Source organism: Pandoraea sp. PE-S2T-3 (assembly GCF_002179965.1).
Lineage (GTDB): Bacteria > Pseudomonadota > Gammaproteobacteria > Burkholderiales > Burkholderiaceae > Pandoraea.
The window spans coordinates 279,312-299,708 of record NZ_NGUQ01000018.1 but is presented as its reverse complement, the minus strand read 5'-3'; the positions used below and the strand labels follow the sequence as shown (position 1 = coordinate 299,708).

Annotated in this window: 14 protein-coding genes and 1 pseudogene; 4 read left to right on the top strand and 11 right to left on the bottom strand. The window is 63.9% G+C overall.

Annotated elements, in window-relative coordinates; genetic code table 11:
* Nucleotides 1-26: 26 nt before the first annotated feature.
* The 3 genes and pseudogenes from CDV46_RS16750 to CDV46_RS27715 form a co-directional block, all read right to left on the bottom strand.
* Entirely contained in the window at nucleotides 27-1,454 is a 1,428-nt protein-coding gene (locus tag CDV46_RS16750) for a M20 family metallopeptidase (protein ID WP_058377343.1), read from the bottom strand.
* Between the two features lie 33 nt (nucleotides 1,455-1,487).
* On the bottom strand, nucleotides 1,488-2,552 hold the full coding sequence (locus CDV46_RS16745) for a porin (RefSeq protein WP_140413401.1): 1,065 nt from the start codon (nucleotides 2,550-2,552) through the stop codon (nucleotides 1,488-1,490).
* 188 nt (nucleotides 2,553-2,740) lie between these two features.
* Nucleotides 2,741-3,971, bottom strand: a pseudogene (locus tag CDV46_RS27715) (MFS transporter).
* A 343-nt stretch (nucleotides 3,972-4,314) separates the two neighbouring features.
* Here CDV46_RS27715 and CDV46_RS16735 point away from each other — a divergent pair.
* Nucleotides 4,315-5,244 carry a LysR family transcriptional regulator gene (locus CDV46_RS16735; RefSeq protein ID WP_087689507.1) on the top strand — a complete coding sequence of 310 codons (930 nt, stop codon included), beginning with the start codon at nucleotides 4,315-4,317 and terminating at the stop codon, nucleotides 5,242-5,244.
* A 40-nt stretch (nucleotides 5,245-5,284) separates the two neighbouring features.
* Here CDV46_RS16735 and CDV46_RS16730 read toward each other — a convergent pair whose 3' ends face one another.
* From CDV46_RS16730 to CDV46_RS16715, 4 genes are all read right to left on the bottom strand, one after another.
* The gene (locus CDV46_RS16730; RefSeq protein WP_058380091.1) at nucleotides 5,285-6,535 is read right to left on the bottom strand and encodes a sensor domain-containing phosphodiesterase; all 1,251 of its coding nucleotides are present in this window, start codon (nucleotides 6,533-6,535) and stop codon (nucleotides 5,285-5,287) included.
* 225 nt (nucleotides 6,536-6,760) lie between these two features.
* Complete coding sequence (locus CDV46_RS16725; protein WP_087723722.1) at nucleotides 6,761-8,056, bottom strand: MFS transporter; 1,296 nt, start codon at nucleotides 8,054-8,056, stop codon at nucleotides 6,761-6,763.
* 141 nt (nucleotides 8,057-8,197) lie between these two features.
* The gene (locus CDV46_RS16720; RefSeq protein WP_058377348.1) at nucleotides 8,198-9,526 is read right to left on the bottom strand and encodes an MFS transporter; all 1,329 of its coding nucleotides are present in this window, start codon (nucleotides 9,524-9,526) and stop codon (nucleotides 8,198-8,200) included.
* A gap of 52 nt (nucleotides 9,527-9,578) precedes the next feature.
* Nucleotides 9,579-11,252: a GMC family oxidoreductase gene (locus tag CDV46_RS16715; RefSeq protein ID WP_087723720.1), complete on the bottom strand. Its 1,674-nt coding sequence runs from the start codon at nucleotides 11,250-11,252 to the stop codon at nucleotides 9,579-9,581.
* A 351-nt stretch (nucleotides 11,253-11,603) separates the two neighbouring features.
* Between CDV46_RS16715 and CDV46_RS16710 the strand changes: the two genes are divergently transcribed.
* On the top strand, nucleotides 11,604-12,464 hold the full coding sequence (locus CDV46_RS16710) for an IclR family transcriptional regulator (protein WP_087689498.1): 861 nt from the start codon (nucleotides 11,604-11,606) through the stop codon (nucleotides 12,462-12,464).
* Between the two features lie 59 nt (nucleotides 12,465-12,523).
* Here CDV46_RS16710 and CDV46_RS16705 read toward each other — a convergent pair whose 3' ends face one another.
* A complete protein-coding gene (locus tag CDV46_RS16705; protein ID WP_087690720.1) occupies nucleotides 12,524-13,312 on the bottom strand; it encodes an IclR family transcriptional regulator in 789 nt (262 codons plus the stop codon).
* A 252-nt stretch (nucleotides 13,313-13,564) separates the two neighbouring features.
* Between CDV46_RS16705 and CDV46_RS16700 the strand changes: the two genes are divergently transcribed.
* A complete protein-coding gene (locus CDV46_RS16700; RefSeq protein WP_217896751.1) occupies nucleotides 13,565-14,542 on the top strand; it encodes an AAA family ATPase in 978 nt (325 codons plus the stop codon).
* The gene (locus tag CDV46_RS16695) at nucleotides 14,539-16,278 is read left to right on the top strand and encodes a cobaltochelatase CobT-related protein (RefSeq protein WP_087723717.1); all 1,740 of its coding nucleotides are present in this window, start codon (nucleotides 14,539-14,541) and stop codon (nucleotides 16,276-16,278) included. The genes CDV46_RS16700 and CDV46_RS16695 overlap by 4 nt, the downstream gene beginning before the upstream one ends.
* Here CDV46_RS16695 and CDV46_RS16690 read toward each other — a convergent pair whose 3' ends face one another.
* The 3 genes from CDV46_RS16690 to xsc form a co-directional block, all read right to left on the bottom strand.
* Nucleotides 16,279-17,064 (bottom strand): sulfite exporter TauE/SafE family protein, encoded by a 786-nt coding sequence (locus CDV46_RS16690; protein WP_087723714.1) that lies wholly within the window; start codon nucleotides 17,062-17,064, stop codon nucleotides 16,279-16,281. It abuts the gene before it with no gap.
* A gap of 4 nt (nucleotides 17,065-17,068) precedes the next feature.
* Nucleotides 17,069-18,106 carry a phosphate acetyltransferase gene (gene pta, locus CDV46_RS16685; RefSeq protein ID WP_087689491.1) on the bottom strand — a complete coding sequence of 346 codons (1,038 nt, stop codon included), beginning with the start codon at nucleotides 18,104-18,106 and terminating at the stop codon, nucleotides 17,069-17,071.
* 138 nt (nucleotides 18,107-18,244) lie between these two features.
* Nucleotides 18,245-20,077 (bottom strand): sulfoacetaldehyde acetyltransferase, encoded by a 1,833-nt coding sequence (gene xsc, locus CDV46_RS16680; RefSeq protein WP_170936039.1) that lies wholly within the window; start codon nucleotides 20,075-20,077, stop codon nucleotides 18,245-18,247.
* Nucleotides 20,078-20,397 lie beyond the last annotated feature (320 nt).

Here is a 20,397-nt window from a genome sequence, read left to right as displayed (position 1 = left end):
GGGGTTTTTCGTTGAGCGTGTCGCGATCAGTCGCGCGCGAACGGCAGTTTCACCTCTGCCGGAATCGGGCAGACGTACGGGCGGCCTTGGCGGCGCTCGTGCAATTCGGCTTTGGCCTTGGCGAGCGTCTCCGGCGAGCGGAACAGATCGAGTGCCGACGCGGCGAGCGTTTTCGCCGCGAGCAACATGCCCTTGTGCGCCAGCGTGCTCTTGCCCTGCGCCACCAGTTGCCACGAGTGGAACGGCGTGCCGAAGGCATAGCAGGTCGTGAAGCACTGCGCCGTCGGCGTGATCCAGCTCACGTCGCCCACATCGGTCGAACCGTGCAGTGTCGGCTCATTGCCCGCTTGAAACAATGCCACGTGATCGAACAACGGCTTCGGATTTCGCCATGCCTGACCGAGCGTACGCGTGGCGCCTTCAATGTCTTCCGGTGACAGCGAACTGTCTTGCACACTGCGTGCATAGGCGAGTTCGTCTTCGTCGTATTGCGGCGCGCCGAACGTCTCCAGATTGCGATAGACGATGTCGTTGAGCACGCTGTTCTGCACGAGGTTGGAACATGCCTTGTCGAATACGACGTCGACCGTGCAGCCGGTCATCAAGGCGGCACCGTTGGCGATGTTCTTCACGCGCTCGAACAGCTCCGATGCCTGATCGTTGCGCGGTGCGCGCACAAGGTACAGCACCTCGGCGTTGGCCTGCACCACGTTCGGCGACGTGCCGCCCGTGTTTGTCACTGCGTAATGCACGCGCGCGTCGGGCAGCATGTGTTCGCGCATGTAGTTCACGCCGACGTTCATCAACTCCACGGCGTCGAGTGCGCTGCGGCCCAGATGCGGCGACGCGGCGGCGTGCGACGCCTTGCCGTGAAAGCGGAAGTACGCTTGCACGTTTGCCAGCGAGCGCCCGTTGAACACGCCGTTATGCACGGCCGGGTGCCAAGACAACGCCGCGTCGAGATCGTCGAACAACCCGGCGCGTGCCATGAACGTCTTGCCCGAACCGCCTTCTTCCGCGGGGCATCCGTAGAAGCGCACGGTGCCCGGTTGTCCGGTCGCGTCCAGATGCGCTTTGACGGCGGCAGCGGCCAGGTGGGCAGCGGTGCCCAACAGATGGTGGCCGCAGCCGTGCCCATTGCCGTTGCCGATTTCTGCCGACGGTTGGCATTGCAGCGCACCGGCTTCCTGACTCAGCCCGGAGAGCGCATCGTATTCACCGAGAATGCCGATAATCGGGCCGCCGTCGCCGGCTTCGGCGATGAAGGCCGTGGGAATGCCGGCGACGCCACGCGTCACGTGAAAACCGGCGGCTTCGAGCACTTCGATGTGCAATTCGCTCGATGCGAATTCTTCGTAGCGCAGTTCCGCGAGGTTCCAGATCTTGTCGGCGAGTTCGGTGAATTGCGGGGTGTGCTGCTCGATGTAGTCGAGCGGGGAAGCGATGTCAGACATGGAGTGCTCCTGATGGATTAAGCCAGCGCGCGCTCAGAACTTCTGACGCATGCCGAGGGCGAAGACGACGGGATTGATACCGGGGGTGCTGAGCGGATCGGCACCGAACGAGAGTGACGATTGCCCGTAATTGCGAAAGCCGCCCACGCGGGCATAGAGGCCGGTGAGCTTCGAGAACTGGTAGTCGTAGCCGAGCAACGCGCCGACGGCGTGATCGACTTTTCCCGCCACGTTGCGATAGATGACGCCCGCGCGCACCACGTGGGGGCCGCGCTGCCAGACCATGCCCAGCGAGTAGACCTGTGCCGTGAAGGTGCCGGGGCCATTCGGACGCGTGAGTACATAGCTCGCCGAGCCCATCGTTTCGCCGAACTGATACGTGGCGCTGAGCATGTAGGCGTCGGTGCGCGGGCCATTGAGCGGCGCACCCGGCGTCGTGCTGGTGCTCGTGTTGGCCCATACGGCGTTGTACGAGCCGGAGAGCATCAGCGGGCCGCGCCCGTAATTCACCACCGTGCCGATGTTGCTGGCGTTCGGGCTGGAACCCGCGACGTTGCGCGACGCGTAGAGCACCGTCGCGTTGAGGCCTGCGATGTCGGGCGTCTCGTAGCTGATGGCGTTGTCCACGCGGGCCTGAATCGACGCCGCGCCCGGACCGAGATCGGAGACGACGAGCGCACTCGTGGCGTACGGCGAGAGTTGTCCGACCGACACGAACGGATCGATGCCTTCCGGGCCGATGGCCGGATATTGCTTGCCGAATTTGACCGTGCCCCACTCGACGGACGACAACGAGACGTTGGCTTCGCGGTTGTAGAAGGCGCTGCTGCTTTGCTGTTTTCCGCTCATCAGATCGAAGCCGCTTTCCAGCCGGAACGCGGCGCGCATGCCGCCGCCAAGGTCTTCCGATCCGGTGATGCCCCAGCGCGATGTGGATGCGCCGCCCGAGAGCAATTGCAGGTTCTCTTGTCCGCTGTTGCGCGAATACATGAGAAAGCTGTCGACGGCGCCGTAAATCTGCACGGCGGCACTGGCGGGCGTTGCTGCGGCGATGCCTGCACCGGCGAGGGCCAGCGCGAGCGAATATCGTTTTTTCATGTCTCTCTGAATCTTGTAGTTGGTCTGTCTTGCCAGATGCGCGACCCGACCGCGGCGGCCGATGCACGAAATCGCGAGCGTGCAGAGCCCCGGGCCGCGCGCCGGAGCGGCGGCCTGTCGGTACAACGTCGAGTGCGAGAAGTACGGGAAGTGCGGGAAGCGAGAAGCCGGGCGAGCCCGTGAGGCGGCTAGGCCTTGTGTGCCGTAGTCGAAGTGGCTGTCGCCACGGCATCGGCCGGGCGTTCAGGGAAGCACCACAGCGCGATCTGGCTCACCACGCCGCAGGCGAGCAGATACCACGCGGGCGACATGGCGTCGCCGGTACGGTGCAGCAGCCATGTCACGTTGAACTGCGCGAAGCCGCCGAAGATCGTCACACCGAAGCTGTAGATCATCGCGAGCGCCGTGGCGCGCACGCGGCGCGGAAACGCTTCCATGATCAGCAGGAAGTACGAGCCGGTACCGAGCGATGCAATGCCCATGACGACCGTCACGATGCCGATCATGAGCGGCACGGAAGGCGCCGTCGTCAGCCACTTGAACGCCGGATACACGCACAGCAGCGTGATCAGCGAAGTGACGATCACCACCGGCTTGCGACGCGCCACGCGATCGGTGATCCAAAGGCCCGACACGAGCGACGACACCATGATGATGGCGCCCGAGGCACATCCCGCGAGGAACGATGTGGCCACCGGCAGGTGCAGCGTGCGCACGCCGTAAGCGGGCATGAAGAACACGATGATGTAGAGCATGGTCGTGCCGCCGACGAGCAGCAACGTGCCGAGCAGCACGCGCCCCAGGTAGTGGCGCACGATCTCGCCCACAGCGCTTTGCTCGCGCTCGGGGGCTTCGAACGTCTCGTCGAGATTACGACGGATATACATGCCGACCGGACCGACCATCAGGCCGAGGATGAACGGCACGCGCCAGCCCCAGCTCTCCAGCGATGCGGGGGGGAGGCAGCGACGAGAGCAATGCTCCCGAGAGCGCACCAAGCAGCGCAGCAGCACCCTGACTGACCATCTGCCAGCACACCATGAAGCCACGTCGCGACGCCGGACCCGATTCCATCAGGAACGTCGTCGACGCGCCGATTTCGCCCCCGGCGGAAAGTCCCTGCAACAGGCGGCCGAACACGATCAGCACGGGCGCGATCACGCCGATGCTGGCGTAACTCGGCGTGAGCGCGATCAGCGCCGTGCCGACCATCATCAGTGCGATGGTGAGCGAGAGCGCGGCGCGACGGCCCGCACGGTCGGCATAGTTGCCGATGAGAATGCCGCCGAGCGGGCGCATGACGAAGCCCACACCGAACGTTGCCATCGCGAGCAACAGCGGGCCGGTGCCGGAGCCCACAGGGAAGAAGTTCTTGCCGATGATGCCCGCAAAGAAGCTGAACACCGTGAAGTCGAACATCTCCAGACCGTTGCCGACCGACGTGGCGACGATGGTGCGGCGGCGTGATGCACGGTCAGCGCGGGTAGCACGGTCAGCACGGGTCGTGGCATCGCTCGTCGCGGGCGGCGACGAACTCACCGCATGTCCCGATGGCGGGGGCGAACTGGCAAGCGCGCCATTGAGGGGCGGGGCGGCGTTAGGCGTCATACGGGTTGTCTCCATGCATTGGGGGTGTCGTTCTGTCCATGCGCACGCATGCGACGATTCGGGCCGATAGTAATCAAGCCGTAATAATCCCGATACGCATAAATTCTTATCCTGATAACATCCATTTATCAGTGATAACCCTTGGTATGTAGCGATGAAACTCCACCAATTGCGCGCCCTCGTGGCCGTTGCCAACACGGGCAGCATTCACGAAGCGGCCCGCACGCTGCACGTCACGCAACCGGCCGTCACGCGTGCGTTACGTGATCTCGAAACCGAAGTGGGGTTGATGTTGATCGTGCGCAGTTCGACCGGGGTGTCGCTCACGCATGAGGGGCGCGCGCTGCTTCAGCGGGCCGAGTTGATCGTCAATGAGATGACGCGCACGGAGGCGGAGATGACCCGCCTGCGCGATACCCGGCAGGGACGGGTTGCCATCGGCGTGACGCCGCTCTCGGCAATCACCGTGTTGCCCAAGGCGTACAACCGATTTCGTCAGACGATGCCCGACGTGACGCTCGAATTCTCGGAGTTCAGTGCGTCGCAACTGGTGGAGCAGTTGAAGAGCGGCGCGCTGGATTTTGCGCTGGGCTCTGGCGTGGATGCGCGTGAATTTGCGACCGTGCGCGCGGTGCATCTGGCGACGTTTCCGATGTGGTTTTCGGTGGCGCGGCGGGGGCAACTGGCGAATGCCACCTCGCTTGCCGACTTGCAGGATGCCGAATGGCTGCACACGGCACCTTCAAGCGAATTTCAGGCATTCCTCACGGAGCTGTTTGCCCGGCAGGGGCTCGCGCCGCCACGCCGTATTACGCGCTGCGCGTCGCAGACGCTCTTCTACAGCCTGGCCGTCAACAGCAACGTTGTGACGTCATGGACGCACCTTGCGCTGCGCACCGAAGGCGCGGCCGAAGAGCTCAAGACGCTTGATCTGCTGGAGCAGCCGCCCGCCCGCAAGCTCTTCCTGCTGTTCCGCGACAGCGCGATTCTCACCGCACCCGCCGAATACTTCGTGCGGTGTATCGAAGATGCGGTGAAGGCCGAGCAGGGCACGCGAGGGGCGCGCAAGGGGACGGCGTCGTAGGACAAGACCTCGACGCCCAGCGCACCGCCTTACCGCATGATCACCAGTTGATGTCGACGCAGAGCACTTGCAGGCCCTGCTTCGCCGGGGTGGCGATGGAGGCGGTCACGCAAAGGTGCGCCTCGTTGATCGACAGATACGGCGGCGTGAAATGCACTTCGCCGGGTTCGCGCATCGCCTGAATGAAGTACGGGCGCCGCGCCCAGTTCGCGCCTTGCGAGTGCAGCAGTGGGCGAAAGCGCTTCGCGCGTTGCGACGAATGGTTGATCGGCAGTACGTTGTCGCCGATCTGACGGCCTGCCGCGTCGAGCAGAAAGCAGCGCGCCGCGTCGGGCAGCGCCAGCAGATCGTGCGACGCCTCGATGATGTCCATGCCCTGTGCGATACGCGCGGCGGCCGCTTCGATACCCGCCACATACGGCGCTAGACGCGCGTGTTCGGCACGCTCGCGTTCCACCAACTGCGTGCGTAGCGCGGCCGACAGCGCATCCATGCGCTCGGCAGCGACCTTCGAGGGGACCGGATCGACATCCGGCGCAGCGAAATACTGACCCTGCACGAAGTCGACGTTGCACTCCAGCGCAATCAACGCTTCGCGGTCGGTCGTCAGCCCGCCCATCATCACCAGTTGTCCCGATTCGTGCAGCAGCGACACCAGCCCGGGGAGCACCCGTGCCAGATGCGACTGCTCGGTGGCTTGCGCGAGAATGCCGCGATCGAGCACCACGATGTCGGGGCGCAGATCCCACACCCGGTCGATATTCGAATGCTTGGCGCCGAAGCCGCCCAGTGCGATCACGAAGCCTGCCTTACGCAGGCTGCCGACGATGGCGCCGAAGCGCGGCGTGTCGCCGCCCGCCTGCTCGGGCACTTCGAGCACCACGCGTTGCGGCGAGAGCCCGATGGCCTTGAGCGTCGCGATGAGCGCGTCGCCGTAGACCGTGTCCATCAGCGCGGCCGGATGCAGGTTCAGGAAGAGCCAGGCGTCACGGCTGTCGAATTCATGGAAGTTGCCCAGATGCAGCGATTCGGCGAGGCGGCCGAGTTCGAGCATGTCGCCATGACGGGCCGCGAGCGTGAAGACCTCATGCGACGGCACGTGACGGCCTTGCGCGTCATGCGCACGCAGCGACGCGTGATAACCGATGGCGCGGCGGTGCGACACCGAGAAGACCGGCTGGAAGACGCTGCAAATGGTGAAGTCGCCGTAAATGACGATACGGCGGCCGTCGTCCGCCGCCGTGAGGCGGGGCGGCAACAAACCGGGGGCGTCGAGGTCGATCATGCTCATGGTGTGGACAGGCACGGGGGCGGCAATGTTGTTTACAGAATAGGTGAGCAAGAACCGTGCTCAAAGGCGCAGGGGCGGCGCCGGCGCTATTGTCCGTGATTTTCGGGCGCCAATGGGCCGCATCACACGGGTATCGCACCAGTGTGTGGCGGGTTCGCACCATGTTGGGGCGGGAAGCGAAAGCCTCGGCCTTCCCGCCAGCCCCATCAAAGCCGCGCCTTTTGCTCAGGGCTGAAGCACTTGCGCCCGCCGCGCCACCCGCGCGAGCAGCAGCGCGCAGATCACATTGAACAGATGGAGTCCGCCGGGGCCGACCAGCGTCATGACGAGCGACGCGATCATCGGTCCGAGAATGCCGCCGACGGAAAACAGGATCAGCAACGTGGCGCTGACCACCACGCGTTGCTCGGGCGCCGTGCGATCGTTCACATGAGAGACGATCAGGCCGTACTGCGTGAAATTGGCGGCGGAGAACAAAAACATCAGCAGGAACACGAGCCAGTGCGCCTGAATGAAGATCAGGGGCGCGCAGAACGCGGCGGAGGCGAGCGCCAGCCGGCGCGACAGTGTGCGCCGGTCCATGCGGTCGGAGAGCCGGCCGATGGGCCATTGCATGAGCAGGGCACCGAACAGTGCCACGCCCATCAGCGTGGACAGGCTGCCGATCGACAGGCCGATGCGCGTCAGATAGATCGGCACGATGGCGTAGAACGCGCTGTACAGAAAGCCCGCGAGAATACAGCCCGGAATAGCGATCGGCGTCGCGCGGGCCATCTCGGTGATGCCGTCGAACAGGCTCATGGCCGGCTGCTTGACGAGGCGCTCATCGGCCACACGCGTGGGCCAGCCCTGCATCAGCGTGATGGGCAGAATGGAGGCCACAAACAGACCCGCGACCAGCAACAGTTGCCCTTCGCTACCGGCTTCGCCGACGTTGAGCAGAAATTGTCCGGCGCCCACGGCCAGATAGTTGATCGTGAGGTACGAGCCGAACACGCGCCCGCGCATGGTGTTGGGTACCGACCCGTTGAGCCAGCTCTCCACCGTGGTGTACACGCCCATGAGCGCGAGCCCGGTGCCGAGGCGGAACAGGCAGAGCATGAGCGTGGTTTCGCTCACGGCGAAGCCCATGACGAACAGCGCGGCCAATGCGGTGAAGGCGACGAACGCGCGATGCTGGCCGATGCGCTCGATGAGCGAGCGGTTGTAGAACGCGCCGAGCAGAAAGCCGCCGTAGTAGCACGACTGGATCACGCCGACAGTAAACGTCGACGCGCCGTAGTGCAGTGCATGGAAGGGAATCGATGTGGCGAACAGCCCGTTGCCGACGACCAGCACGCCGTAGGCGAGCAGAATGCCCATGAGCGCCGGATAGACGCTGATGGGCAGCGGCACGGCATCAGCCGGAGCCGGACCGGGCGCAGGCGACGGCGCACCGAGCAGGGCACCTTCGGAGAGGGGGCCCCGGCGATCGGGTTCGTCTTCAGGCAAAGAGGTGTCGAGCGACGGATCTCGCTGCATCGTGTCTCGTGGGCAGGTGAGCGATACCCTGAATCATCGCACGAGATCACCCGCGTCGACCCTGCCCGGCATCAAACATCATGCGCAAAGCGTGCCCCGTGAAGGGCACGCTTTGTCGTTGCGGCGACTACGTGGTGCGTCTCAATGCTCGGCAATACCCGCGCCGTGCCACACATGCTGGCGTCGCTTCTTGCTGGCAATCCACGCGGCCGACAGCGCACTGATCAGCCCCGCACACAGCACGTAGATACAGATCAGCCACGGCTCGCCGCCGTTCTTCTGCAACAGATAGGTGGCGATGATCGGGCTCAGGCCGCTCGCGAAGATTCCAGAGAACTGATAGACGAACGAGATGCCGGTGTAGCGCACCCGCGCGTCGAACAGTTCCGAGAACAGCGCAGCTTCGGGGCCGTACACCGAGGCGTAGATGACGCCCAGCGGAATCACGATGGCGAGCCACACGAGAAACACATTGCCGCCGCTAGACTTCATCAGCCAGAACCCGGCAAACGACGACAGACCCGTGAGCAGCGAGCCCCAGAAGTAGATACGCGTGCGGCCGACGCGGTCCGAGAGTTTGCCGAAGAACGGAATCGTAAAGATCATCACGAACGCGGCGGCCATCACCCCCATGAGCGCTTCGGTCTGCGAGAGCTTTAGCGTCTGCGTCAGATAGGCAATCGAGAACACGCCGAAAATGTTGAAGAACACCCCGTCGATGAAGCGCGCGCCCATGCCGGCGAGTACGTTGCCCGGGCTCTTGGTCAGCACTTCGGCAATCGGAATCTTGATCTCGGCACCGGCCTTCTTGATCTTCGAGAACTCGGGCGTCTCCATCACGTTCAGGCGGATGTACATGCCGATGGCGACCAGCCCGACCGACAGGAAGAACGCCACACGCCAGCCCCATGCGAGAAACTGCGCGTTGGTGAGCGTGTACGACAGCAACGCCACCACACCCGACGCAAGGCACAGCCCGAGCGCCAGCCCGACCTGCGGAATGCTCGCGTAATAGCCGCGCTTCTCTTTGGGCGCGTATTCGAACGCCATGAGCACTGCGCCGCCCCATTCGCCACCGAGCCCGATGCCTTGCAGCACGCGCAGAAAAAGCAGCAGACACGGCGCCCATAGTCCGATCTGCGCGAACGTCGGCACCAGCCCGATGAGCATGGTTGCCACGCCCATGATCGAGAGCGTCATCACGAGCATGCTCTTGCGTCCGAGCTTGTCGCCGAAGTGGCCGAAGATCACGCCGCCGAGCGGCCGGCTCAGAAAGCCCACCGCGAACGTGCCGTAGGCGAGCATGGTCGAGACCAGCGGGTCGCCGCTCGGGAAATACAGTTTGTTGAAGACGATGCCGGCGACGACGCCGTACAGGAAAAAGTCATACCACTCGATGGTGGCGCCGATCAGGCTGGCGACGACGACACGGCGCATCTGCCGGGCGTCGGTCTGAGTCGATGCATTCATGGTTGTCTCCGAATCTTTTAATGATGTGTGCCGTCTTTACTGCCAACGCTGCCTAGACTGCGACCGCCGTCGATGCCTGTGCTGCTGTTCTGGTCTCTGTGTCGCGATGAATCTCCGTCATGCCCGACCCTCGCCGGCCGTCTTCGAGAATCATGTCCGCCGCCTTCTCGGCGATCATGATCGTCGGTGCATTCGTGTTGCCCGAGACCAGCTCGGGCATGATCGAGGCGTCCACCACGCGCAGCCCGGCGAGCCCGTGCACACGCAGCCGGTCGTCCACCACGGCCATAGGGTCGTGGCCCATCTTGCAGGTGCCTGCGGGGTGATAGATCGACTGGCTGTAGCGGCGCGCAGCTTGCAGCAATTCGTCATCGCTCTGGAACTGCGCGCCCGGCACGAATTCGCTGATGATGTGCGGTGCCAGCGATGGTGCAGCGGCAATGCGGCGCGCCACCTTGATGCCGTCGATGACGACCTGATGGTCGCGCGCGTCGGACAGATAGTTGGCGTGAATCGCCGGGTATTGCAGCGGATCGTTCGAAGCGATCTCCACGCTGCCCCGGCTGAACGGACGCAACTGACAGACCGACGACGTGAATGCCGAGAACCGATGCGCGCCTTGGCCCGGCTTGTCTGCCGAGAGCGGTTGCATATGGAACTGGATGTCGGGGCGCTCGACCTCAGGGCGTGAGCGCGTGAAGATCGTCACCTGACTGGCCGCCAGCGTCAGCGGACCGGTGCGTGCGAACGCGTATTGCAGGCCGATGAGGGCCTTGCGTAGCGGGTTGTTCACCTCGTCGTTCAGCGTGCGCTCGCGCGTTTTGAAGACGAGGCGAACTTGCAGGTGATCCTGCAAATTCTGGCCCACGCCCGGCAACGCGTGCCGCAGCGCGACGCCCGCTTTCGCCAGTACCGTGGTCGGGCCCACGCCCGAGTTCTGCAACAACTGCGGCGAGCCGATGGCCCCGGCGGCGAGAATCACCTCAACGCGTGCCCGGGCTTTCTTGCGTTGACCATCCTGCAAATATTCGACGCCGACGGCACGCTTACCGTCGAACAGCACGCGACACGTCTGTGCCCGGGTCTCGACAATCAGATTGCGACGCTCGCGCGCCGGCTTCAGAAACCCTTTTGCCGTACTCCAGCGGAAGCCCCGAAATGCCGTTTGCTGGAAGTAACCCACGCCTTCCTGTGTCGCGCCGTTGTAATCCGCGTTGAACGGAATGCCGATGTCTTGCGCAGCGGCGATGAAGTGATCGGCGATGGGGCGGCGCAGCCGCAGGTCAGACACCTTGAGCGGGCCGCCGGCACCGTGATACTCGCTTGCGCCATGTTCCTGATCTTCCGACTTCTTGAAGTAGGGCAGCACGTCGGCATAGCGCCATCCGCGATTGCCGAGCGAGGCCCAGCGGTCGTAATCCTGACGCTGACCGCGCACATAGAGCAGCCCGTTAAGTGAGCTGGAACCGCCGAGCACTTTGCCGCGCGGCCAGTCGATCTGACGATTCGCGACGTTCTCGTCAGCCTCGGTGCGATAGCACCAGTCGAGTTCCGGGTTATGCATCGTCTTGAAGTAGCCGACCGGAATGTGAATCCACGGATTGCTATCCGGTCCGCCCGCTTCGAGCAGCAACACCTTGTTCGCGGGGTCGGCACTCAGCCGGTTCGCGAGCACGCAGCCTGCCGAGCCTGCGCCGACGATCAGATAGTCCACCTCATGTTCCATGCCACCTGTCTCCTGCCTGAGTTCGCATCCGTGCACTGCGCCCGGATGAAACGATTCGTTTCGGATTGTTTCGATTCAATGTCGGCGAGCGTCTGATAAATGCCAAGTGAAAAGACGCGCGGAACGGGAAACTGAAACGGAATTCGACGATGGCGTCTCAGAACAATGCAATTGCTGCGGCGCATCTGCGGGGTTTCACTAGGAGAGGAGGGCGGCGCTGAAGCGAGCGATGTCGCGTCCCTAATCGCTGTCGAATGTCACTCGGACAGGGGTAATCCCGGGGCTGATGATCATCAAATAATTGGTATATTTTGTTTCTTTTATTTTGATGGTCGGGTGCGAGGAGGCGCGATGCGCGAGACAGGCACGCTGGACGAACTGGACATTCGCGCGAGCGAAGAGGCGCGTAACCTGCGGGCACTGGCCATCATCGAGCGCCTGGCGATCGCCGGGCAGCCCTATACGCTGTCGCAACTGGCGACGCGTCTGTCGATCCCCAAAGCCACGCTCATGCGGCTCATCGAAGCGCTGGAGTTGTGCGGCTACGTGGCGCATGTGCCCGATTCGCGCGGCTCGGAGCGCGGGTTGTCGCTGGGGCCGCGGGCGGCGCGTCTGGCGCTGGTCACACTGGCGAACAACAACTTCACGCGTGCCGCGCGCTCGCTGCTGCGCGGGCTGGTCGATCGCGTCGGCGAAACCGTCAACCTCACGGCGCTCGACGGCGACGAGGTGCTCTATATCGAGCGTGTCGAAACCAACGAGCCGCTGCGTATGCAGATGCATCCGGGCATGCGGGTGCCGTTGCATTGCACGGCGAGCGGCAAGCTGTTTCTGTCGCAGATGCCGGCGGCCGAGCGGCGTGCCGTGCTCGCGCGCCTGACGCTCAAGCGGATGACGCCGCGCACGATCACGGACGTGAGCCTGCTTGACGCCGAACTCGACCGGCTGGCGGCACGCGGCATCGGTATCGACAATGAAGAGTTCGTGCGCGGCATGGTGGCCGTGGGGGTGCCGGTGCGCGCCCCTGACGACGGTCATGTGCGTGCCGTGCTGGCGGTGCATGGCCCGACGGCGCGTGTGACGCTGGAGGAGTTGCTGGGGTTGGTGCCGACGCTGCGCGAGACGGCGACGGCGTTGGTGCCGCTACTCGACTGGCAGCGGACGAGCAAGCTAGATGCGCTGGCGAAAAAGGGCGAAGCGGAGAAGGTTTGAGACGCTGAACAAGGCGCAGGGAACGCGAGCTTCGCGCCCCCAATGTCCCATCGCCGCTATCAGAACGTACTGGCGAGTTCCTTGGCCGCTTCCTGCAAGCGCGGCACGAATTCCATCGCTTTCGAGAGCGACGTGCGCGACACGGGCGCATGCACGGCCACGGCGGCGATGCACTGCCCATCTTCCTTGAGCACCGGCGCGGCGACGCAGGCGATCCCCAGCACGAACTCTTCGTTATCGACGGCAATGCCCTTGTGGGCGATGCGGTCGAGTTCGCTCTCGAGCAATTCGGGATCGGTCAGCGTGTTGGGCGTGAAGCGTTGCAGCTTCATCGCACGCAGCAGTGCGGCACGCTGTTCGCGCGGCATCATCGCGAGCAGCAACTTGCCGCTGGCGCTGCTATGCGCAGGCACATGTGAGCCGGGCTTGAGATCGAGGCGCAGCGGCCATGGCGCTTCCATACGGTCGAGATACAGCACTTCCGTCTCGTGGAGCATCGTGAGGTTGCACGTCTCGCCAAGGTCGGCGACCAAGCGGCCGAGAATCGCGTGACGCATGCGTCGCGCGCCCGCCTGCATCATCACGCCGAGACTCAGTTGCGCGAGACGCGGGCCGATCACATAGGCGTTTTTCTGGCCGGGCTCGCGAATCACGAGGCCGCCCGCTTCGAGCGAGCCGAGCATGCGGTGCAACGATGCCTTGGGCATCTGGATGTCGTGCGCCATGTCGGCGAGCGAGACCGGGGCGTCGGCGGTCACCAGATATTCCAGTAAGGCGAACGCCCGCAGGGTCGGGGTGTCGGCCTTGCTGTCTGCCGAGGAGTCGCTCTTGGTCGCTGCGTCGTTCATATGCGCCGTTCCGGAAAATGGATCAGCGGTATTGTACCCAAACGGGTTGTCGAACGGCATTGGCAGGGTCCGATGCGTTTCAGTTCGCTCGAATGTAGACGACGCTATCTCGAGCGTCAATCGTTAATTATATTTTTCGGAACAATTTGTTTCTAAAAATAGTTAACGCTATGATGCCGAAAATGACGGTCAGACGGCGCGGTACAGGAGACGGACGTGATGCAAATCCAGAGTGAAACCCCAAGTCAGCGCATGGTTGCGCAACCCGATCACCTGATCGACGCGCGCAGCGTGTTCGGTATCGATGTCGATCTGAAGGTGCCTGCGTATCGCGAGCGCGACGACCACGTGCCTGAGATCGATACGGCCTATCGCTTCAACGCGGACGTGACGCTGGCCATTCTGGCGGGCTTCATGAACAACCGGCGCGTGATGGTGCAGGGCATGCACGGCACGGGCAAGTCGACGCACATCGAGCAAGTGGCCGCCCGCCTGAACTGGCCTTGCGTGCGTGTGAATCTCGACGGTCATATCAGCCGCCTCGATCTCGTCGGCAAAGACGCCATCGTCGTGCGCGACGGCCATCAGGTCACCGAGTTTCAGGAAGGCATCGTGCCGTGGGCGTTGCAACGGCCGGTAGCGCTGATCTTCGACGAGTACGACGCGGGCCGCCCCGACGTGATGTTCGTGATCCAGCGCATTCTCGAGCGCGACGGCAAGTTCACGCTGCTCGATCAGAACCGCGTGATTCATCCGCATCCGGGGTTCCGCATGTTTGCGACGACGAACACCGTGGGCCTTGGCAATCTGAACGGCCTTTATCACGGCACGCAGGTGCTCAACCATGCGCAAATCGACCGCTGGAACGTGGTTGCCACGCTCAACTATCTGTCGCGCGAAGACGAGGCCGGTATCGTGCTGGCGCGGGTGCCGGAACTCGGCACCGATGCCGGGCGCACGCTGATCGACTCGATGGTCAGCGTGGCCGAACTCACCCGCAAGGGCTTCGCCACTGGTGATCTCTCTACGCTCATGTCGCCACGCACGGTCATCAACTGGGCCGAGAACGTGGGCATCTTCCGTGACGAAGGGCTGGCGTTCCGCCTGACCTTTCTTAACAAGTGCGACGAGGCGGAACGGCCCATCGTCGCCGAGTACTACCAACGCGCGTTCGGTCGCGAACTGACGCTCGACGACGGCACGCGCTCGCTGCTGGCCGATGCGTCATGACGATCTCGGATCGCGAAGCCGCCCGGCGCGCCGCACGCGGCGAAGCGCTGTGCGCGGCGACCGTGCGAGCGCTCACCGGCGACGCCGCGTTGCACTACAGCGGCGCGCGGCTGTGCCGGAACATGCGGCCGTTGCCGTTGCATGCCCCGCACCTGCAAACGTTGCCGACGCCGCACGATCCGTTCCGTTCGCTGCGCGGGGCCGCCGATGGCGCCGCATTGCGGTTGCGTCACAGCGATGCCGCGTTGCATCGCAGCCTGCTCCCCGACGCGCCGCTCGAGCGCCTGCTGTTCGAACTGCTCGAACAATTGCGCTGCGAAACCTTTGTGCCGCCGGGCATGCCGGGCATCGCCAGCAACCTGCGCGAGCGCTTCGAGGCGTGGTCGCGCGCGATGCACGAAACCGGCGTCGCCGACAGTCATGTGGGGCTGTTGCTCTACACCGTCGCGCAGATGAGTTGGTCGCGGCTGACCGGCTACCCGGTGATCGACGAGACGGAAGGTCTGATCGAAGCCACGCGCATGGCGATTGCGCCTGTCATCGGCGGCGCGTTGGCGGGCATGCGCCGCACGCGTGCCGATCAGGCCGCGTTTGCCGTGCACGCGCGCGAACTGGCCGCCGAGATCGCCGCCATGATCCGCTCGGCGAGCGGCGAGCGCGACGATGCCGAACCCAAGGAAGATGAAGACCAGAAGGGCGTGCGCAACGCGTTCTCGCTGTTTCTCGATTTCGACGAACGCGAAGACGACGGCATTACGCTGGCGCATTCCGGCGACAGCCGCGTACTGAAGGCGTCGGAGCAGGGCTATCGTGTCTTTACGAACCGCTACGATCGCGAGGTTTATGCGGGCGCGCTGGTGCGCCGTACCTTGCTCGCGGAATTCCGCGAACGGCTCGACGAGCGCATCGTCGCGCAGGCCATCAACGTGCCGCGCCTCGCGCGTGCGCTCAAAGCTGCGCTGGCCGTCGCGCAGCGTGACGGCTGGTCGTTCGGTGAAGAGCAAGGGCGCATCGATGGCCGACGTCTGGCGCAACTGGTCAGCTCACCGGCGGAGCGCCGAATTTTCCGGCTGGAGAAACACACGCTCGTCGCCGAGTCGATGGTGAGTTTTCTGATCGATTGCTCGGGCTCGATGAAGACGCAGATCGAATCGGTCGGCATGATCGTAGACGTCCTCTCCCGCGCGCTCGATGCGGCCGGCGTGACCAACGAGATCCTCGGCTTTACCACCGGCGCATGGAATGGCGGGCGCGCGCGCACCGATTGGCTCGCGCGCGGCAAGCCGCCGTTTCCGGGGCGCCTGAACGAAGTGTCGCATCTGATTTTCAAAGATGCTGTGACGAGTTGGCGGCGTGCGCGCACCGACATTGCCTCGCTCTTCAAGGCCGATTTGTTTCGGGAAGGTGTCGATGGCGAGGCGGTCCAATGGGCCTGCGAGCGGCTGCGCTCGCGCGTGGCGAACCGGCGCTTGTTGATCGTGATTTCCGATGGCAGCCCGATGGACGCCGCCACCAATCAGGTCAACGACGAGCACTACCTCGATCACCATCTGCGCGAAGTCGTGGCGCAACAGCAAGCGCGCGGTGACGTGGAAGTGCTGGGGCTGGGTGTCGGTCTCGATCTGAGCCCGTACTACCGCAATGCGCTGGCGCTCGATCTCACGTCGCTCCCCGACATGACGATGTTCTCGAAGCTGGTGGAGTGGATCGGCAGCGGTGGCCGCCGGGGCCACTGATCAGATCATTTCGCGCAGGGCGCTGATCATCAGATGGGCGCCCAGCAGCATCAGCGTCGTGAAGGCGATACGCCGCGTCACGACACCTGAGAGTGGCGGAGGATGCCGGCGGGCCAGCAGCGTCGCCAGTGCGACCACAGGAAGTGCCATCGCCGCCTGCCACCAGACTGGTGCGGGCAACTGCCCCGCGAACGCGCTGTAGACCGTGCGGATCGATGCGGTCACGGCAAACAACAGAATCAGCGCACAGCGGATCTGCACCAGCGTCAGCGGTTGCCGATAGAAATAGAAGATCAGCGGCGGCCCGGAAATGCCGAACATCCCACTCAGCAAGCCGCCGAAGATCCCACTCAGGAAGAAGCCCTTGTCGCCCGAGCGCTCAGGCTTGGGGGCTGGCCGCAAGGCCGCACCGATGCCGCCATAAAGCACGACGGCACCCAACAGCAGGTGCAGCACATTCGATGCCATCCCGTTGAGATAGTCGAACAGCAGCACGCCCACGACGACCGACGGGATGATGCCGAGCGTGGCGGCGCCCACGGCCCGCCAGTCGATGTGATGCCATGTACCGGGCAGCGCCAGCGCGCTGTTGACGAGCGTGACCAGACTCACGAGGATGGCTACGCTGGCGACCGGGGCCAGGCCGAAGCCGCTGGCGCCACCCAGCACGATCATGCCCAGACCGAAGCCGGTCACGGTTTGAAAGTACGTGGCAAAGCCGAGCAACAACAGCAACGGCAACAGCGGCAGTAGTGACGGGAGCGCCAGAAGCGACGGAAGTGTCATGCCGTCATGCGACGGCGGGCGCTGCGGTACCGGCGAGCCGGGCCAGTGCGGCCTGTGCCTGCACGCAGGTGACACCGATGACGTAATAGATGTCGTCGGCGCTACAGCCGCGCGAAAGATCGTTGGCGGGGCGGTTGAGCCCTTGCAGCAGCGGCCCGATGGCTTTGGCACCACCAATCCGTTCGGCGAGCTTGTAGCCGATGTTGCCGGCATCGAGACTCGGGAAGATCAGCGTATTCGCGTGGCCTTCCACTTGCGAGTGAGCGACCTTGCGTTGAGCAATCTCGGCAACGATGGCCGCGTCGAGTTGCACGTCGCCATCGATCGCGAGCTGCGGACGAGCCGCTTTCACCAGACGCGTCGCTTCCACCACTTTGTCGACTGCCGCATGCCGGGCGCTGCCGCTGGTGGAGAACGACAACATCGCCACGCGCGGGGACTCCATCAGCAGCGCCTGTGCGCTGTCGGCTGCGGCCATGGCAATTTGCGCCAGTTGCGCGGCATCGGGGTCGACCACGAGCGCGCAGTCGGAAAAGATCAGGCCGCCCTTCATCGTATGGAACGGCTCGCAGAGCATCATCAGGAAGAAGCTCGACACGAGTTGAAACGACGGCTGTACGCCGACCAGTTGAATGGCCATGCGAACCACGTCGGCCGTGGTGTTGACCGCGCCGGCCACGGAGCCGCCGGCATGACCGAGACGCAGCATCATGTTGGCGAAGCCCAGCGGCGCGCGCATCTCGGCGGCGGCTTGCTCGCGCGTGATGCCCTTCTTCTCGCGCATGGAGAACCACGTCTGCGCGAACTCGTCAGCCAGCGGCGAGGTAGCCGGATCGATCACTTCCATCCCGGCCAGATCGACGCCGGCCGCATCTGCCGCGCGCAGCGTCTTGTTGATATCGCCGACGAGCACGATGCGGGCGATGCCCTCGCGCGTGGCGCGTCCGGCCGCTTCAAGCACGCGGGGGTCTTCCGATTCACACAGCACGATGCGCTGGGGGGCGCTGCGGGCTGTGTCGAGAATGCGGTGCATGGCTTTCATGATGTCAAAGCCCAGAAGCTCGCCGTCATGACGACATGGCGAGCGGAATAAAAAAAGCGCTCCCGGCACCCACAGAGCCGGGAGCGCTATCACCCTGCATACAGTTCAAAACACCAGCGCAAAACTACGGCACTACGATCAGACGTAGTCCTTGTACTTGTCGAGCGTGCGCACCGGCTTCGAGAGGGCATCGCGACGGAACGGATCGCCCAATTCGCGGGTACACATGATTTCGATGATGGTCGTCTTGCCGTGATTCATCTGCATGTCGATGGCCTTCTTGAGCGCCGGGCCCACGTCTTCCAGACGATCGACCACGATGCCTTCCGCGCCCATCGCCTTGGCGATACCGGCAAAGCTCGGGCTGTCGAGTTCGCCTGCGACGAAGCGGCGGTTGTAGAAGTCGACCTGATTCTTCTTCTCCGCGCCCCACTGACGGTTGTGGAACACCACCGCCGTGACCGGAATGTTGTGGCGCACGCACGTCAACGTTTCCATCAGGCTCATGCCCCATGCGCCATCACCGGCGTACGACACGGCCGGGCGATGCGGTGCGGCAACCTTTGCGCCGATGATCGTCGGGAACGCGTAACCGCAGTTGCCCCAGCTCATGGCAGCGAAGAAGCTGCGCGGCTTGTTAAAGCGCAGGTAGCTGTTCGCGACCGAGTTGATGTTGCCGATGTCGGTCGAGACCATCACGTCTTCCGGCATGGCCTTCTCGAGTTCGCGCAGCACCTGACGCGGATGCAGATAGTGGCCGCCGTTGAACGTGCGTTCCTTCGCCTGCTCTTCGATCATGTCGAGGCTGTACGGATCGCGCTCGTGGGTCCACTCGTCGAGTTCTTTCTCCCACGCCGCCTTTTCCGTCGCGATCTGGTCGGCACGCGAGCCACGCGTGGCATCGCACGCGAGCGTGCGTTCGGCCAGACGCTGCGACAGCGCGACAGCGGCGGCCTTGGCATCGCCGCAGATGCCGACGGAGATCTTCTTCACGAGACCGAGCATCTTGTGATCGGCATCGATCTGGATGATCTTGGCGTTCTTCGGCCAGTAGTCGAGGCCGTGTTGCGGCAGCGTGCCGAACGGTCCGAGTCGCGAGCCCAGTGCCACGACGACGTCGGCCTGTGCGAGCAGCTTCATCGCGGCCTTCGAGCCCTGATAGCCGAGCGGGCCGCACCACAGCGGATGGTTGGCCGGGAACGAGTCGTTGTGCAGATAGCTGTTGACGACCGGTGCGCCCAGACGCTCGGCGAGCGCCTTGCATTCTTCGATGGCGTCGGCCATGACCACGCCGCCGCCCGAGATGATGACCGGGAACTTGGCTTGCGCCAGCAGTTCGGCCGCTTCGTTCAGACGCTCGTCGCCGCCTGCGCCACGATCGAGGCGTTGCGGACGCGGAATCTCGGCCTTGATCTGGCCGTAGAAATAGTCACGCGGGATGTTGAGTTGCGTCGGGCCCATTTCGGCCATGGCGCGGTCGAAGCAGCGGCCCGTGAATTCGGCCATTCGGGCCGGATGCGTCACGTGACCCTGATACTTCGTGAACTCCTGGAACATCGGCAGTTGCTTCGCTTCCTGAAAGCCGCCGAGACCGATACCCATCGTGCCGGCTTCCGGCGTGACGATCACGACCGGGCTGTGCGCCCAGTAAGCGGCGGCAATCGCCGTCACGCAGTTGCTGATGCCGGGGCCGTTCTGGCCGATCACGACACCATGACGGCCCGACACGCGAGCGTAGCCGTCGGCCATGTGGCCAGCGCCCTGTTCGTGCACGACCGGAATCAGACGAATGCCTGCGGGCGCGAAGATGTCCATCGCATCCATGAAGGCCGAGCCCATGATGCCGAACATCTCGCTCACGCCGTTGGCGACCATCGTTTCGACAAACGCCTCAGACGGCGTCATGGTTTGCGGGCCCGCGTCGGTGGCCGTGAGTTGCTGGGTGGCCGTAGCCGGGTCTTTGGCGTTCATGGTGTCTCCAGTGAAAAATAAACGGAACAAATAATTCCGATTTCATTGCGTAAATGGAAATCTAGGCGATTCGTTCGCCTTGGTCAATCTGTATTTTTATTTATTGGTATGTTTTGTATTGAAAAATGTAACGCTTGATTTGGTGCAAAGACGGCGAATGGGACGAGACGCCGTCGGCAAAAAGAAAAAATGCCCCGGCAGGCGGGGCAAAGAACCCGGCGTCTGGTCCTTCAGCCACCCGCATGCAACAGGTGGCCGGCAGAGTGAACTGCCGCGCGCGAAGGGGGGGCGACGCCGGGTGGCTGACAGGTGTCATGGTC

What these genes read in the sequence shown, in the direction of transcription:
- CDV46_RS16750 (WP_058377343.1), bottom strand. Translation starts at nt 1,454, where the DNA reads ATGTCTGACATCGCTTCCCCGCTCGACTACATCGAGCAGCACACCCCG.
- CDV46_RS16745 (WP_140413401.1), bottom strand. Translation starts at nt 2,552, where the DNA reads ATGAAAAAACGATATTCGCTCGCGCTGGCCCTCGCCGGTGCAGGCATC.
- CDV46_RS16735 (WP_087689507.1), top strand. Translation starts at nt 4,315, where the DNA reads ATGAAACTCCACCAATTGCGCGCCCTCGTGGCCGTTGCCAACACGGGC.
- CDV46_RS16730 (WP_058380091.1), bottom strand. Translation starts at nt 6,535, where the DNA reads ATGAGCATGATCGACCTCGACGCCCCCGGTTTGTTGCCGCCCCGCCTC.
- CDV46_RS16725 (WP_087723722.1), bottom strand. Translation starts at nt 8,056, where the DNA reads ATGCAGCGAGATCCGTCGCTCGACACCTCTTTGCCTGAAGACGAACCC.
- CDV46_RS16720 (WP_058377348.1), bottom strand. Translation starts at nt 9,526, where the DNA reads ATGAATGCATCGACTCAGACCGACGCCCGGCAGATGCGCCGTGTCGTC.
- CDV46_RS16715 (WP_087723720.1), bottom strand. Translation starts at nt 11,252, where the DNA reads ATGGAACATGAGGTGGACTATCTGATCGTCGGCGCAGGCTCGGCAGGC.
- CDV46_RS16710 (WP_087689498.1), top strand. Translation starts at nt 11,604, where the DNA reads ATGCGCGAGACAGGCACGCTGGACGAACTGGACATTCGCGCGAGCGAA.
- CDV46_RS16705 (WP_087690720.1), bottom strand. Translation starts at nt 13,312, where the DNA reads ATGAACGACGCAGCGACCAAGAGCGACTCCTCGGCAGACAGCAAGGCC.
- CDV46_RS16700 (WP_217896751.1), top strand. Translation starts at nt 13,565, where the DNA reads ATGGTTGCGCAACCCGATCACCTGATCGACGCGCGCAGCGTGTTCGGT.
- CDV46_RS16695 (WP_087723717.1), top strand. Translation starts at nt 14,539, where the DNA reads ATGACGATCTCGGATCGCGAAGCCGCCCGGCGCGCCGCACGCGGCGAA.
- CDV46_RS16690 (WP_087723714.1), bottom strand. Translation starts at nt 17,064, where the DNA reads ATGACACTTCCGTCGCTTCTGGCGCTCCCGTCACTACTGCCGCTGTTG.
- pta (WP_087689491.1), bottom strand. Translation starts at nt 18,106, where the DNA reads ATGAAAGCCATGCACCGCATTCTCGACACAGCCCGCAGCGCCCCCCAG.
- xsc (WP_170936039.1), bottom strand. Translation starts at nt 20,077, where the DNA reads ATGAACGCCAAAGACCCGGCTACGGCCACCCAGCAACTCACGGCCACC.